General features: G+C 68.7%; 14 protein-coding genes. All 14 read left to right on the top strand.

The window, feature by feature from the left end; translation table 11 throughout:
• The first annotated feature begins 15 nt into the window (after positions 1-15).
• Positions 16-771, top strand: a complete 756-nt coding sequence (locus tag CQ042_RS15595) for a DUF4129 domain-containing protein (protein WP_105671369.1) — start codon at positions 16-18, stop codon at positions 769-771.
• The gene (locus tag CQ042_RS15590) at positions 768-1,241 is read left to right on the top strand and encodes a hypothetical protein (protein ID WP_258132273.1); all 474 of its coding nucleotides are present in this window, start codon (positions 768-770) and stop codon (positions 1,239-1,241) included. Before CQ042_RS15595 ends, CQ042_RS15590 begins: the two co-directional genes overlap by 4 nt.
• Positions 1,238-2,209, top strand: a complete 972-nt coding sequence (locus CQ042_RS15585; RefSeq protein ID WP_105671367.1) for a MoxR family ATPase — start codon at positions 1,238-1,240, stop codon at positions 2,207-2,209. Before CQ042_RS15590 ends, CQ042_RS15585 begins: the two co-directional genes overlap by 4 nt.
• Entirely contained in the window at positions 2,206-3,519 is a 1,314-nt protein-coding gene (locus CQ042_RS15580) for a DUF58 domain-containing protein (protein WP_258132272.1), read from the top strand. The genes CQ042_RS15585 and CQ042_RS15580 overlap by 4 nt, the downstream gene beginning before the upstream one ends.
• On the top strand, positions 3,516-4,124 hold the full coding sequence (locus tag CQ042_RS15575; protein WP_105671366.1) for a hypothetical protein: 609 nt from the start codon (positions 3,516-3,518) through the stop codon (positions 4,122-4,124). The genes CQ042_RS15580 and CQ042_RS15575 overlap by 4 nt, the downstream gene beginning before the upstream one ends.
• Before the next feature lie 9 nt (positions 4,125-4,133).
• On the top strand, positions 4,134-7,022 hold the full coding sequence (gene uvrA / locus CQ042_RS15570) for an excinuclease ABC subunit UvrA (protein WP_105671365.1): 2,889 nt from the start codon (positions 4,134-4,136) through the stop codon (positions 7,020-7,022).
• Positions 7,022-8,926, top strand: a complete 1,905-nt coding sequence (uvrC, locus tag CQ042_RS15565) for an excinuclease ABC subunit UvrC (RefSeq protein ID WP_105671364.1) — start codon at positions 7,022-7,024, stop codon at positions 8,924-8,926. Before uvrA ends, uvrC begins: the two co-directional genes overlap by 1 nt.
• 34 nt (positions 8,927-8,960) lie before the next feature.
• Positions 8,961-9,833 carry an RNase adapter RapZ gene (rapZ, locus tag CQ042_RS15560; protein ID WP_105671363.1) on the top strand — a complete coding sequence of 291 codons (873 nt, stop codon included), beginning with the start codon at positions 8,961-8,963 and terminating at the stop codon, positions 9,831-9,833.
• A gap of 67 nt (positions 9,834-9,900) precedes the next feature.
• The gene (gene whiA, locus CQ042_RS15555) at positions 9,901-10,878 is read left to right on the top strand and encodes a DNA-binding protein WhiA (RefSeq protein ID WP_105671362.1); all 978 of its coding nucleotides are present in this window, start codon (positions 9,901-9,903) and stop codon (positions 10,876-10,878) included.
• A gap of 12 nt (positions 10,879-10,890) precedes the next feature.
• The gene (locus CQ042_RS15550; protein WP_105671361.1) at positions 10,891-11,661 is read left to right on the top strand and encodes a hypothetical protein; all 771 of its coding nucleotides are present in this window, start codon (positions 10,891-10,893) and stop codon (positions 11,659-11,661) included.
• A gap of 157 nt (positions 11,662-11,818) precedes the next feature.
• On the top strand, positions 11,819-12,445 hold the full coding sequence (locus tag CQ042_RS15545; RefSeq protein ID WP_105671360.1) for a superoxide dismutase: 627 nt from the start codon (positions 11,819-11,821) through the stop codon (positions 12,443-12,445).
• Between the two features lie 115 nt (positions 12,446-12,560).
• Positions 12,561-13,571 (top strand): type I glyceraldehyde-3-phosphate dehydrogenase, encoded by a 1,011-nt coding sequence (gap, locus tag CQ042_RS15540; protein ID WP_105671359.1) that lies wholly within the window; start codon positions 12,561-12,563, stop codon positions 13,569-13,571.
• A 10-nt stretch (positions 13,572-13,581) separates the two neighbouring features.
• Positions 13,582-14,796 (top strand): phosphoglycerate kinase, encoded by a 1,215-nt coding sequence (locus CQ042_RS15535; protein WP_105671358.1) that lies wholly within the window; start codon positions 13,582-13,584, stop codon positions 14,794-14,796.
• The gene (gene tpiA, locus CQ042_RS15530) at positions 14,787-15,578 is read left to right on the top strand and encodes a triose-phosphate isomerase (protein WP_105671357.1); all 792 of its coding nucleotides are present in this window, start codon (positions 14,787-14,789) and stop codon (positions 15,576-15,578) included. The genes CQ042_RS15535 and tpiA overlap by 10 nt, the downstream gene beginning before the upstream one ends.
• Positions 15,579-15,650 lie beyond the last annotated feature (72 nt).

Here is a 15,650-nt window from a genome sequence, read left to right as displayed (position 1 = left end):
CCCTAGGGTGGAGGCATGTCGCGCTCCGAGCCCTCGGCCCCGGAGCAGGAGCGTGTCGAGCGGCGTCGACCGCGACGCGTGCTCCCTCCTCTGATCGCCATCGCCGGACTCTTCGCGACGGTCATGTTCGCCGCCGCGGCGCAGGGTCTCCCGCAGTTCGGCGAATGGCCGGGGGCAGGCGAGTCGACGGCTCCCGATGACGTTCTTCCTCCGGCTCCGACCGAGTCCTCGCCACCGCCGATCGAACCGCGTGAGGATTCGCCGCTGCTCGCCATCCTCGGCTTCGTCCTTGCCGCCCTCGTCCTCGCCGCGGTTCTCGTGGCGGTGTACTTCGGTGTGCGGTCGCTGATCCGGCTCCTCCTCAGGCTGTGGCGGGACCGCCCGCTCGCTCGGCAGGAGACGGCCGCCCTCGACGCCGCCGCGATCGCCGGCACCGCGGTGGCCGCCGAGCCGGACGCGGCGACGATCCGCCACGGTATCGCGGAAGCGCTGCGGACGATCGACGAGCGCCCCGTTCCCGGCGACAGCATCGTCGCAGCGTGGGTGGGGTTGGAGGAGTCCGCCGCCGACGCCGGGAGCGGACGCGGCCCCCACGAGACGCCTTCCGAGTTCACCGTGCGGATCGTCGGGGCGCGCGAGGGGATCGCCGCCGACGTGCTGACGCTGCTCGCGCTCTACGAGAAGGTCCGGTTCGGCGGGCACGATGCCGACGAGGACGATCGGGCCGTCGCCTCCGCGTGTCTGCGCGGCATCCAAGCGGGGTGGCGATGAAAGCTCGGCTCGTGCTCGTCGGCGCCGGAATCGTGCTCGCCGCCGCCCTCGTTGTTCTGCTTGCACCGCTGGGGTTCCCCGTGCCGTTCGTCATCGCCTGGATCGTGGTCGCGCTGGTCGTCGCCCTCGCCAGCCGCCAGGTGTTCTTCGACGAGGGGGATGCATGGCCGCCGGAGGAGCAGAAGCGTGTACGCAGGGGCTCCGAGGTGTCCCGGCTCGCCTGGGCGATCAACAGTCGCACCGGGGTCGCCGGGCACATGGTCGTGCGCCGCGTGCAGAGCGTGCTGAGAAGGCGCCTCGTGCACCGCGGCCTCGACCTCGACGACCCCGCGCAGCACGAGAGCATCGACGCGCTCCTCGGGGAGGGGGTGCGAGACTCCCTCCGCCGGCGGGAAGTGACGCGCACCGACATCGAGCGCGTGCTCGACGCGATGGACCGCATTCCGAACGACACGGAGGAGACCGGATGACAACCCAGGAGACCACGCAGATCGCCGACGTCGGGCGCCGGGTGCTCGAGAGCGTCCGGGGTGCCGTCGTGGGGATGGATGAAGCTCTGACGATCGCCCTCGCCGCGATACTGGCGGGCGGACATGTGCTGTTCGAAGACGTCCCTGGCCTCGGGAAGACGCTCGCGGCCCGGAGTCTGGCGTCGGCACTCGGCCTCGACTTCCGCCGGCTGCAGTGCACACCGGACATGCTGCCCGGCGACGTCACGGGCTCCTACGTGTACGCGCCGGCGGACGGCGACTTCGTGTTCCGGCCGGGTCCGATCTTCACGGGACTGCTCCTCGCCGATGAGCTGAACCGGACGACGCCCAAGACGCAGTCCGCGATGCTGGAGGCGATGGCGGAGGGTCAGGTGACGGTCGAGGGCAACAGGTTCCCACTGCCGCGACCGTTCCACGTCGTCGCGACCTCGAACCCGATCGAGTACGAGGGGACGTATGCGCTGCCAGAAGCCCAGCTGGATCGGTTCATGGTGCGTCTCGCGGTGGGCTATCCCGCACCTGAGGACGAGGCGCGCATCATCCTGGACCGTGTGCGTCGGCAGAGCCCCGACGTCTCCGTCGAGCCGGTCGTCGACGGCGAGGGGCTGCTGGCGATCCAGGCGGCCGTCGAACGGATCCACGTCGACGCCGATGTCGCGCGATACTGCGTCGCCCTGGCGAGGGCGACGCGCGACGCGACGAACGTCGCCGTGGGGGCGTCGCCGCGCGGCTCGCAGGCGCTCGTCCTGCTCGGACGTGCACTCGCCGCGCTCGACGGACGGGACTACGTGCGGCCGGACGACATCAAGCGCATCGCGGAAGCGGTGCTCGCGCATCGGGTCACACTGACGCCGCAGGCGTGGGCGCAGGGAGTGGACCCGCGATCCGTCGTCGCATCCGTGGTCGCGGCCACGCCCGTGCCGCCGACCGTGGCCGCAGTGCGGTGACCGAGCCGATCCGGGTCGTCGCGCGCACCTCGGTGCGCTGGCACCGCACGCCCGTGATCGCGATCGGACTCACCGCGTCGGCGATTCTCGCGGCGGTCGGACTCGCGTTCTCTCGGCCCGATGTCATCGGCATCGCCCTGCCGCTCGCGCTGGGCACGGCATGGATGCTGCTGCGCAGGCCCGAGGGCACCGCGATGGACATCGAGCTGCGCGCGCATCCGGGGGGTGCCGATGCCCCGTCCGAGGTGCGGACGGCGACCGACGTCGCCCTCGATGCCGACTGGCTCCAGGTCGCGATCGACCAGGAGGAACGGCGGACCGGGCTCGCCGAAGCCCGTCCGGGGGCTTCCGTCCTCACCACGCGCAGCCGTCTTCAGCACTCCGGCCCCGTGGAGCTGCTGGGGGTCACGGTCCGAGGTGCTGCTCTCGACGGTGCCTGGGTCTCGGAGCCGAGTTCCCGCGTCGCCATCGAATGGAACACGCCGCCCCGTTCACTCCGGATCGGCGGGCTTCCGGGCGCTCCGCGGCTGACGGGGCTGCACGGTGCGCATGAGGGAGCGCGCCCCGGTCAGGGCGGGGACTTCCGCGATATCCATCCTTTCGCTCCCGGTGACGAGCTGCGCCGTGTCGATTGGCGGGCGACGGCCCGTGCCGCTCGCCGTCCCGGTGAGCTGCTGGTACGTCGTGCGAACGCGCTCAGTGATTCGTCGGTGGTGATCGCGATCGATACCGCCGAGGACCTCGGGACCGTCGTGGCCGCGTGGGGGACGAACGACCCCGACAGGTCAGGAATCACCTCACTCGATCTCGCCAGGGAAGCGGCCCTCTCGATCGCGACCACGGCGATCGGGACCGGTGACCGCGTCGCGTATCACGCGCTCTCGCCCGGTGGGCGCAGCATCCCCGCCGGCGGTGGTGCGCGACACGTCGCCCGCGTGCGGGACGTCATCGCCGCCACGGGGCAGGTGGACGATGACTCCCGGTATCGACGCTCGCCCGTCGTGCCTCCGGGGTCGATCGTGTTCGTGCTCTCGACGTTCGTCGACGGCGTGGCGGCGCGGATGGCGACGAGCTGGCGGGCGGCGGGTCATGCCGTGGTCGCCGTGGACGTGCTGCCTGTTCCGGACGGTGCCAGGCTCACGCGGGAGCAGCGCATCGCACTGCGGACGCTACTCGCCGAGCGCTCGAACATCCTCACGGAGCTCCGCCATGCGGGCGTCGAGGTGGTCGCCTGGGCGGGCCAGGACGTGGACGTCGCGCTGCGCATCGCGGCGCGGCGCCAGCAGCGGATGCGGGCGGTACGACGATGAACCGCCGCATCCGCTCGTTCCGAGTGGGGGGTGCGGTCCCGGGGATCACGGTCCGACTCCTGGTCGTCGTGGTCGTCTGGGCGGGCGTCGTCGTGCTGAACCCCTTCCCGCTGTGGCGGGTCGTCGCGGTGATCGCCGCTCTCGTCGCGGTCTTCCTCCCCCGCTCTCTCGCGGCGTGGGCGGGAGCGGGGTGTCTGGTGTTCGGGGTCATCCTCACCGACCCGGCTCCGGAGCGGACGGCGCTCGCGGTGCTGCTCGTCCCCGCCATCCACGTGCTGGCGTCGCTGAGCCTGGTGATCCCGATCTCCTCGCGGCTCGCACTCGCGGCGCTGGGACCGAGTCTGATGCGGTTCCTCGTCATCCAACTGCTGGCGCAGCCCGTCGTGTTCGCGGTATGGCTGCTGGCTCCGTCGTCTGTCGATCGAGGTGCCTCCTGGCTCGCGCCGCTCGCTGCGGCCGCGCTCCTGCTCGGCGTGCTGCTCGCGCTGCGTGCCGCGAGGAAGTCCGATCGCCCTCCCGGAACGGAGCCGGCCGTGGGCTGGGAATCGGGTGGGGGATCGGCTGCGGCGACGCCCGGCGGAGCCGATGTCCGTGGCCCCTCGTAGACTTGACCGGTGCCCATCGTCCCCGTTGCCTCCTCCGGAAAACTCAGTGTCCGCGGTGCCCGCGTCCATAACCTCAAGAACGTCGACATCGACATCCCACGCGACTCCCTCGTCGTGTTCACCGGCCTGTCAGGCTCGGGAAAGTCCAGCCTCGCCTTCGACACGATCTTCGCCGAAGGGCAGCGTCGCTACGTCGAATCGCTGAGTGCGTACGCGCGCCAGTTCCTCGGCCAGGTCGATCGACCGGACGTCGACTTCATCGAGGGCCTGAGCCCTGCGGTCTCGATCGACCAGAAGTCGACCAACCGCAATCCGCGGTCGACCGTCGGCACGATCACCGAGATCTACGACTACATGCGTCTGCTCTGGGCGCGCATCGGCATCCCGCACTGCCCGGAGTGCGGCGAGCGGATCCAGCGCCAGACGGTGCAGCAGATCGCCGATCAGCTCATGGAGCTCCCCGAGCGCACCCGCTATCAGGTCGTCGCACCGATCGTCTCGCAGAAGAAGGGCGAGTTCGTCGACCTCTTCCGCGAGCTCGGCGCCAAGGGCTACTCGCGGGCGATCGTGGACGGCGATCTCATCCAGCTCGCAGAGCCGCCCACGCTGAAGAAGAGCTACAAGCACGACATCGCCGTGGTCGTCGACCGACTGGTCGCCTCCGACGACATCCTCGGCCGCGTCACCGACTCGGTCGAGACCGCACTGGGGCTCGCGGGCGGCGTGGTGCAGATCAACTACGTCGACGGCGAGGGCGACGACGCGTGGCAGACGTTCTCGGAGAAGCTGGCCTGCCCGAACGGGCACGCCCTCACCCTCACCGAGATCGAGCCGCGCACGTTCTCGTTCAACGCGCCGTTCGGCGCCTGCCCCGCCTGCTCCGGGCTCGGCACGCGCATGTCGGTCGACGTCGACCTGATGCTCGGCGATGAAGACCTCTCGATCCGCGAGGGCGTCATCATCCCGTGGACCACGCAGGGCAAGGGCTTGTTCCAGTACTACGAGCGGCTGCTGGAGGGACTCTCGAACGACCTCGACTTCTCGCTGGACACACCCTGGCGAAAGCTCCACTCCGATGTGCAGAACGCGGTGCTGCGCGGTGAGAACTACAAGGTCTCCGTCAAGTGGAAGAATCGCTACGGTCGCGAGATGCGGTACACCTCCGGGTTCGAGGGCGTCGTGCCCTACATCGAGCGGCAGTATCTGCAGGCCGAGTCCGATAACCAGCGCAACCGCTGGGGGGAGTACCTCCGCGAGGTCCCGTGCCCGGTGTGCGATGGCAACCGTCTCAAGCCGGAGGTCCTGGCCGTGCAGGTGCACGGTCACTCGATCGCCGAGGTCTCCCACCTCAGCCTCGCCGATGCCCGCGCGTTCATGGAGACCCTCACGCTCACCGACCGTGAGGCGAAGATCGCCGCCCAGGTGCTCCGCGAGATCCGTCTCCGCCTCGACTTCCTGCTGCAGGTCGGTCTTTCCTACCTCAACCTCAGCCGCTCGGCGGGATCCCTGTCCGGTGGGGAGGCGCAGCGCATCCGTCTGGCCACGCAGATCGGCTCCGGTCTGACCGGCGTGCTCTACGTGCTCGACGAGCCGTCGATCGGTCTGCACCAGCGCGACAACCGCCGTCTGATCGACACGCTGCTGAAGCTGCGCGACCTCGGCAACACGCTCATCGTGGTGGAGCACGACGAAGAGACCATCGAAGCGGCGGACTGGGTCGTCGACATCGGCCCCGGCGCCGGTGTCAACGGCGGTGAGGTGGTGCACTCGGGTCCGTACTCGGCGCTGCTCAACGACAGCGCGTCGATGACGGGGGAGTACCTCTCGGGTCGTCGCGAGATCCCCATGCCGACGAAGCGCCGCAAGATCGACAAGAAGCGGATGCTGAGCGTCGTGGGCGCGCGCGCCAACAACCTCCGCAACGTCACGGCCGACTTCCCGCTCGGCGTGCTCACCGCGGTCACCGGGGTCAGCGGCTCCGGCAAGTCCTCACTCGTGAACGACATCCTCTACCAGGTGCTGGCGTCTCGGCTCAACGGTGCGCGCACCGTCCCCGGCAAGCACACGCGGGTGACCGGGCTCGACAACCTCGACAAGGTCGTGCACGTCGACCAGGCGCCGATCGGCCGCACCCCGCGGTCGAACCCGGCGACCTACACCGGAGTGTTCGACCGCATCCGCACGCTCTTCAGCGAGACGCCCGAGGCGAAGGTCCGTGGCTACCAGCCGGGCCGGTTCAGCTTCAACGTCAAGGGCGGCCGCTGCGAGGCGTGTTCCGGCGACGGCACGATCAAGATCGAGATGAACTTCCTGCCCGACGTGTACGTCGACTGCGAGGTCTGCCACGGCAAGCGCTACAACCGCGACACGCTCGCTGTGCACTACAAGGGCAAGAACATCGCCGAGGTGCTCGAGATGCCGATCGAGGAGGCAGCCGACTTCTTCGAGCCCATCCAGGCGATCCACCGCTACATGAAGACGCTCGTCGATGTCGGGCTCGGCTACGTGCGACTCGGCCAGTCGGCGACGACGCTCTCCGGTGGCGAGGCGCAGCGCGTCAAGCTGGCGACCGAACTCCAGCGCCGCAGCAACGGGCGCAGCATCTACGTGCTCGACGAGCCGACGACGGGTCTGCACTTCGAAGACGTCCGCAAGCTCCTCGAAGTCCTCAACGGCCTGGTCGACAAGGGCAACACGGTCATCGTCATCGAGCACAACCTGGACGTGATCAAGTCGGCAGACTGGGTGATCGATCTCGGACCGGAAGGCGGTTCCGGCGGTGGCCAGATCATCGCCACGGGCACCCCGGAGCAGATCGCGCGTGTCGAGGAGAGCCACACCGGGCTGTTCCTCGGCGAGATCCTGGGTGAGGGGCGCTCCGCGCGGAAGGCCAGCTGATGGCCGACGTGCTGTCGTACAAGCCGCGGCCGGGGGAGATTCCCACCGACCCCGGCGTGTACCGGTTCCGTGACTCCGCCGGCCGGGTGCTCTACGTGGGCAAGGCGAAGAATCTGCGCCAGCGCCTGTCGAACTACTTCGCTCCGCTGCGGACGCTGCACGAGCGCACCCGGCGCATGGTCACCACGGCGTCCTCCGTCGAGTGGACCGTCGTCTCCACCGATGTGGATTCGCTCCAGCTCGAGTACATGTGGATCAAGGAGTTCGATCCGCCCTTCAACGTGCGCTACAAGGACGACAAGTCCTACCCCTTCATGGCGGTGACGCTCGGTGACGAGGCGCCTCGCGTGCTCGTCACCCGGAACCGGAGGATTCCGGGTGCGCGCTACTTCGGTCCCTACCCGAAGGTCTGGGCCGTGCACGAGACGATCGACCTGATGATCAAGGCGTTCCCGATCCGCACCTGCAGCGACGCCAGCTACAAGAGGGCGATGCAGACCGGGCGTCCGTGTTTCCCCGGCCAGATCGGGAAGTGCGGCGGTCCCTGCTCGATGACGGTCTCGATCGAGGAGCACCGCGCCATGGTCGACGATTTCGTCGCTTTCATGGCGGGGGGAGACGAACGGTTCACCCGCGAGCTCACCACCCGCATGCTGGCCGCGTCGGCGGCGATGGATTACGAAGCGGCGGCGAAGTACCGTGACAAGCTCTCCGCGATCGAGGCCGTTCTCGGCAAGAGCGCGCTCGTGCTGCCCGCCGATGAAGACGCCGACCTCTTCGGCATCGCCGAGGACGAGCTCGCGGCAGCGGTGCAGCACTTCGTCATCCGGGGCGGTCGTGTCCGTGGCGTGCGGGCGCTGACGATCGAGAAGGAGATCGACATCACGAGCGCCGAGCTCGTGGATCAGGTGCTGCAGCAGGCCTACGGCGACGCACAAGACGTCCCCCGTCGCATCCTGGTCCCCACGCTCCCGGACGATGCGGCGGAGCTCGAGCTGTGGCTGCGCGAACGTCGGGGCAAGAAGGTCGAGATCGCCGTCGCGCAACGCGGCCAGCGCGCCGATCTGATGCGCACGGCGACACTCAACGCGCAGCAGGCCCTGATCAGGCACAAGACGAGGCGCACCACCGACTACGTCGCACGTACCCAGGCGCTCACCGACCTGCAGGAGGCGCTGGGGATGAATGAGGCGCCGCTGCGCATCGAGTGCTTCGACATCTCGCACCTCGGCGGCACGAACGTCGTCGCGTCGATGGTGGTGTTCGAAGACGGCCTTCCCCGCAAGGACCAGTACCGGTCGTTCAACATCGCCGAGACGACGGACGACACCGACTCGATGTATCAGGTGCTTCGCCGTCGGCTCGCCCACCTCGATCGTCCGGAGGAGGTGGACCTCATCGATCCGACGACCGAGGAGGTCGTCGCGGAAGACGTCGGCGAGGCGACGGTGCGGCGCAAGCCCCGCTTCTCCTACCCGCCGCAGCTCCTCCTCGTCGACGGCGGCAAGCCGCAGGTCGAGGCGGCGGCGCGAGCCCTTCGCGACGCCGGCCACTCCGAGATCGCGGTGTGCGGCATCGCCAAGCGGCTCGAGGAGGTGTGGTTGCCCGGAGATGACTTCCCGGTGATCCTGCCGCGGACCAGCGAGGCGCTCTATCTGCTCCAGCGCCTGCGCGACGAGGCCCATCGATTCGCGATCACGCACCAGCGGAAGAAACGACGCAACGACATCACGTCCGTCCTCGCCGAGGTCCCCGGGCTCGGAGCAGCGCGCATCAAGGTGCTGCTGAAGCACTTCGGCTCGGTGACGGCGCTGCGATCGGCAGAGCCCGGGCAGATCGAAGAAGTCCAGGGAATCGGTCCCGTGCTCGCGCAGAATATCCATACGCACCTATCCACTCGCTAGGCTGGAGACCGCGGGGGAGAGGGAGCACTGAGCAATGGTCGAGGGCGAGAAGGGCGAGTTCCTCATCGTCACGGGAATGTCGGGCGCAGGCCGGACGACGGTGGCGAACGCATTGGAGGATCTCGGCTGGTATGTCGTCGACAACCTGCCTCCGCAGATCCTGCGCCCCCTTCTGGATCTGACCGACATGGGCGGCACCGCGCTGCCCAAGGTCGCCGCCGTCGTGGACGTACGCGGTCGCAACCTCTTCGATGATTTCCCCGGCGTGGCACGTGCCCTGCGCTCGCGGGGCTCTGTCCGGGTGCTGTTCCTCGACGCGTCCGATGACGTCCTGGTGCGTCGGTTCGAGTCCGTGCGGCGCCCCCATCCGCTTCAGGGTGACGGCACGCTGCTCGACGGCATCCGCATCGAGCGCACCAGGCTGGCGCCGATCCGCGAGGCTGCCGACCTCGTGATCGATACCTCGACGCTGAACATCCATCAGCTGGCGACGCAGGTGTCCGACATCTTCTCGGAAGAAGGCGCAGCGCGACACCGCGTGACACTTCTCAGCTTCGGCTTCAAATACGGTCTCCCGACCGACGTCGACATCGTCGCCGACATGCGCTTCCTCCCGAACCCGTTCTGGAACGAGGAGCTGCGGGGGCTGACGGGGCAGGACGAGACGGTGCGGGAGTACGTGCTGTCGCGCGACGGCGCGATGGAGTTCCTGGACGCCTACTCCACGGCGCTGGTGCCGGTCCTGGAGGGCTATCAGCGCGAGAACAAGAGCCACTCCACGATCGCGATCGGCTGCACCGGGGGAAAGCACCGCTCGGTGGCGATGGCCGAAGAGCTGGCTCGCAGGCTCGCCGCTGTCCCCGGAGTCGCCGTGAACGTCCGTCACCGCGACCTCGGCCGCGAGTAGCGAGCCGTCCGGCCGAGTAAGCTGGACGTTTGCGTCGCGATCCGGCGCGTGAACGTGAAGGAGTGTCGTGGCACTAACCACCGACGTCAAGGCCGAGCTGGTCAGCATCCGCAACGCACCCCCGACGGTGCGCGTCGCGGAGGTGACCGCGATCCTCCGGTTCGCCGGCGGACTGCATTCGATCGCCGGTCGCGTGGCCGTAGAGGCCGAGGTGGATGCCGAGACTCTCGCGCGTCGCGTCGCACGGGACCTCGCCGAGATCTACGGGGTGCGTCCCGAGATCGCCCAGGTGCAGTCGAGCACCGCGAACGACGGAGCGCGCTGGGCGGTGCGCGTCATCGCGCAGGGGGAGACCCTCGCCCGTCAGACGGGATTGCTCGACCAGCGGCGGCGGCCCGTGCGCGGACTGCCCAACCGGCTGACCACCGGCTCGCGCGCTGAGGTCGCCGGCCTGTGGCGCGGTGCTTTCCTCGCCGCGGGCACCCTGAGCGAGCCCGGCCGCTCCGCGATGCTCGAAGTCGTCTGCCCCTCCTCGGAAGCCGCGATGGCCCTCGTCGGCGCCGCTCACCGACTCGGTGTCGCCGCCAAAGCTCGCGAGGTCCGCGGAATGCCGCGCGTCGTCGTGCGCGAGGGCGAGGCGATCCGCACGATCCTCAACGAGATCGGCGCGCACAAGACCGCCATCGCCTGGGAGGAGCTCCGTCAGCGCCGCGAGGTGCGCGCCGGTGTGAACCGTCTGGTGAACTTCGACGACGCGAACCTCCGCCGCTCCGCTCAGGCCGCTGTCGCCGCGTGCGCACGTGTCGAGCGTGCTCTCGAGATCCTGGCCGACGAGGTGCCCGATCACCTGAAGGTCGCGGGGGAGCTTCGTCTCGCGCACCGCGATGCCAGCCTCGACGAGCTCGGCCACCACGCCGACCCGCCCCTGACGAAGGATGCTGTCGCCGGTCGCATCCGCCGCCTCCTCGCGATGGCCGACAAGCGCGCCCAGCAGGAGGGCATCCCCGGAACGGAAGCGGCGGTGCCCGTCGGGCTCGACGTTTGAGACAATCCCGGCATGAGTGTCTTCGACTGGCGTGATGCAGGGTTCGGTGCGACGACGGCGGATACGCCGTTCGCCGAGGTGATCGGCGACGCGATCTCGGTTCTCGGCGTCGCCCCCACGATCGCCGAGGGGCCCTTCGTCCGCTGGTACGACGGTGCGCGACAGGTCACCGTGCGTCCTTCGCGCAGCGGCGGCGCCGACATCCTCGTCGAGCCGGCGGGGGCCGCGGCGGACGAGGAGTACCGCGACTTCGAGTCGCTCCCCGACACGGCACTGCCGTACCACTGGCGCGCGGATGACATCGCGCTCCTCCCCAACGGGAGCCATCTCCCGGGGGAGCGGTTCGTCGACGACTTCGCAGCGCTCGCTCCCGCCGTGACGCAGACGCTCGTCACGCTGTGCGAGGCGACGGCCGCGCTGGGGGACGGCAGGTCCGAGGCGCAAGTGCACGTCTGGTACGCCGACCCGGCGCATGACGCCCTCGCCAGGGCCGAACGGTGGTCCGCACGCCGCAAGACCTCCGTGAGCATCGGTTTCAAGGCCGGAACCGGCAGGATCCACGTGCTCCCGATCGGAGCGAAGGCTCACGCGGAGCGGATCTCGTTCCCCGCGACGCCCGAGAACGCCTCCGAAGCGGCGGTCGCCCTCATGGCGCAGATCCTGGCGACGGGGGCTCCGAATCCGGCTGCCCTCCGTCAGGACTCGCTGCTGTTCATCGAGCGCCGGAGGCTCGCACTCAGTCCGTTCGCTCTGGGTATCCCCCGCGCGGACATGAACGCCTGATCGGGCGCGGACGGATCAGAACCGTCATATGGCGGAAGGTTCCGGGGCGCAGTCGCGTTGTCGTCAGTAGGATGAATCACGTCCGCTCTACGCCGCACATCGGTGGCGCGGAGGATCGGCAAGCGCCGCGGCGCGGCGCGGATTGGATGAAAGCGATATGGCGACCTACACGCTCCCCGACCTTCCCTACGACTTCGCAGCTCTCGAGCCGCACATCAGCGGCAAGATCATGGAGCTGCACCATGACAAGCACCACGCGGCCTATGTCGCCGGCGCGAACACCGCTCTCGACCAGCTCGCCGAGGCCCGCGAGAGCGGCAACCTCGCGAACGTCAACAAGCTCGAGAAGGACCTCGCCTTCAACCTCGGCGGTCACGTCAATCACTCGATCTTCTGGACCAACCTGTCGCCGAACGGCGGAGGCCAGCCCGAGGGCGAGCTGAAGGCGGCGATCGACGAGTACTTCGGATCGTTCGAGAAGTTCCAGGCGCACTTCACGGCGGCGGCGACCGGTATCCAGGGCTCCGGCTGGGCCGTCCTCAGCTGGGACTCGATCGGCTCGCGCCTGATCATCCAGCAGCTGTTCGACCAGCAGTCGAACACGGCGCAGGGCACGATCCCGCTCTTCCAGCTCGACATGTGGGAGCACGCCTTCTACCTGGACTACCTCAACGTGAAGGCCGACTACGTCAAGGCCGCGTGGAACATCGCGAACTGGGAGAACGTCGCCCAGCGTCTCGACGTCGCCCGCAAGCAGACGAACGGCCTGCTGGTACTGTCGTAATCGGGTCGCGTCCCGACGGGCCACGGCTCGTCGGGACGCCCTCTCAGCCAAAAAACCCCGCGCTCCACGCATGCTGGAAAGCTGTGTGCAGCGCACGAGAAACAGGGAGACCTGAGTGTCTGTCAAGATCGGTATCAACGGCTTCGGCCGCATCGGACGCAACTACTTCCGCGCGGCTCTCGCGCAGGGAGCGGACCTTGAGATCGTCGCCGTCAACGACCTCACCGACAACAAGACCCTGGCGCACCTGCTGAAGTACGACTCGGTGGGCGGCGTCCTCGACGCCGAGATCAGCTACGACGACGAGAGCATCACCGTCAACGGCAAGGTCATCAAGGCCTTCGCCGAGCGCGACCCCGCCGGTCTCCCGTGGGGTGAGCTGGGCGTCGACATCGTCATCGAGTCCACCGGCTTCTTCACCAAGGCCGAGCTGGCCAAGAAGCACATCGAGGCCGGCGCGAAGAAGGTCCTCATCTCGGCTCCGGGCACCGGTGTCGACGGCACGTTCGTCATGGGCGTGAACGAGGACACGTACAACCCGGAGACGGATCACATCATCTCCAACGCGTCCTGCACCACCAACTGCCTCGCGCCGCTGGCACAGGTCTTCAACGACGCGTTCGGCATCGACCGCGGCTTCATGATGACCGCGCACGCCTACACCGCGGACCAGAACCTGCAGGACGGCCCGCACAGCGACCTCCGTCGTGCGCGCGCCGCCGCGATCAACATCACCCCGGCGTCGACCGGTGCCGCCAAGGCCATCGGCGAGGTGCTCCCCGAACTCCAGGGCAAGCTGAGCGGCTCGTCGTACCGCGTTCCGGTTCCCACCGGCTCGATCGTCGACCTCACCCTCATCACCGACCGCGAGAACCTGACGGTCGACGAGGTCAACGAGGCGTACAAGAAGGCGGCGGCCGACGGCCGTCTCGCGGGCTACCTCCAGTACAACGAGGACCCGATCGTCTCGAGCGACATCGTGCACAACCCGCACTCGTCGATCTTCGACTCGACGCTGACCAACGTCAGCGGCAACCTGATCAAGGTCTCCAGCTGGTACGACAACGAGTGGGGTTACTCCAACCGCCTCGTCGACCTGACCGAGTACGTGGCCGAGCGCCTCTAAGCTCAGAAACATGACTCTGCGCACCCTGGACACTCTGGGGCCGCTCGAGGGCAAGCGCGTCATCGTCCGTTGTGATCTCAATGTCCCCCTCCGGGACGGGATCATCACGGACGATGGCCGTGTCCGCGCCTCGCTGCCGACCCTCAACGCACTCATCAACGCGGGCGCCCGCGTCGTGGTGTGCTCTCACCTCGGACGCCCGGACGGCGCGCCCGACCCGCAGTACAGCCTGGAGCCGGTGGCTCAGCGGCTGTCCGAGCTGCTCGGTGCTCCGGTCGCGTTCGCGCGCGACACGGTCGGCGAGTCGGCGACGGAGGCTGTGGCCTCCCTCGAGGACGGCGGAGTCGTCGTCATCGAGAACCTGCGGTTCAACCCGGGGGAGACCGCGAAGGACGACGCCACCCGTGCCGCCTTCGCGGCGGAGCTCGCAGAACTCGGCGATGTGCTCGTCTCCGACGGATTCGGCGTCGTGCACCGCAAGCAGGCGAGCGTGTACGAGCTCGCGGAGCTGCTCCCGTCCGCAGCCGGTCTGCTTATCGCGGCCGAGCTCGACGTGCTCGACCGCCTGACCGAGAACCCCGAGCGTCCCTACGCGGTCGTGCTCGGCGGCTCGAAGGTCAGCGACAAGCTCGGCGTCATCTCGCACCTGCTTCCGCGGGTGGACAAGATTCTCGTCGGTGGCGGCATGCTGTTCACCTTCCTCAAGGCGCAGGGCCACGCGGTGGCATCGAGCCTGCTGGAAGAAGATCAGTTGGAGACCGTCCGCGGCTACATCGCGGAGGCGGCGGAGCGCGGCGTGGAACTCGTGCTCCCCACCGATGTCGTCGTCGCGGCCTCCTTCGGTGCGGATGCGGCGCATGAGATCGCCGCAGCCGATGCGATCGAGTCCACGCCGTTCGGCGCCTCGGGAATCGGCCTCGACATCGGCCCCGAGACGGCGGCGAACTTCGCCGAGGTCATCCGCGCGTCGAAGACCGTGTTCTGGAACGGCCCGATGGGCGTGTTCGAGTTCCCGGCATTCGCTGCCGGCACCAAGACCGTGGCGCAGGCGCTCACCGAGGTCGAGGGCCTCAGCGTCGTCGGTGGTGGCGATTCCGCTGCGGCCGTGCGGCAGCTGGGCTTCTCCGATGACCAGTTCGGTCACATCTCGACCGGCGGCGGCGCGAGCCTCGAATTCCTCGAGGGCAAGAAACTACCTGGGCTGGAGGTCCTCGGATGGGCGTGAACTCTCGTACCCCGCTGATCGCGGGAAACTGGAAGATGAATCTCGACCACCTTCAGGCGGTCGCGTTCGTGCAGAAGCTGCACTGGACGCTGAAGGACGCGAAGCATGAGGACGGATCCGTCGAGGTCGCGGTCTTCCCGCCGTTCACCGACATCCGCAGCGTGCAGACGCTCATCGACGCGGACAAGATCCCGTTCGCGCTCGGTGCGCAGGACGTGTCGGCGCACGACTCCGGTGCGTTCACCGGCGAGATCTCCGGGGCGTTCCTGGCGAAGCTCGACGCGAAGTACGTCATCATCGGCCACTCGGAGCGTCGTGAGTACCACGCTGAGGGCGACGACGTCGTGGCGGCCAAGGTGAAGGCCTCGCTCAAGCACGGCCTCGTGCCGGTGATCTGCGTCGGCGAGACGGCGGGCGACCTCGAGAAGTTCGGTGCCAGTGCTGTTCCGGTGTCGCAGCTCGAGGCCGCGCTCCAGGGCGTCTCGCCTCAGGCGGACATCGTCGTGGCGTACGAGCCGGTGTGGGCCATCGGCTCGGGTCAGGCGGCGACGCCGCAGCAGGCACAGGACGTCTGCGCGGCTCTGCGCGCGGTCATCGCGAAGGTCCTCGGCGACGAGGCAGCGGCCCGCACGCGCATCCTCTACGGCGGCTCGGTGAAGTCGGCGAACATCGCCAGCTTCATGCGCGAGCCCGATGTGGACGGCGCTCTGGTCGGCGGGGCGAGCCTCGTCGTGGACGAGTTCGCCGCGATCATCCGCTTCGAGAAGCACGTCGGCGTGTGAGTGCAGCGGGGCTGCGGCCCCGCTGCACCGTATACTTGACCGTTACGGGGGCGTTCCGGCCCCAGCGAAAGG

This window comes from Microbacterium sp. MYb62, from assembly GCF_002979475.1.
In the GTDB taxonomy this organism is placed as follows: domain Bacteria; phylum Actinomycetota; class Actinomycetes; order Actinomycetales; family Microbacteriaceae; genus Microbacterium.
The sequence above is the reverse complement of the archived record's forward strand: the minus strand, read 5'-3'. Positions and strand labels throughout refer to the sequence as shown.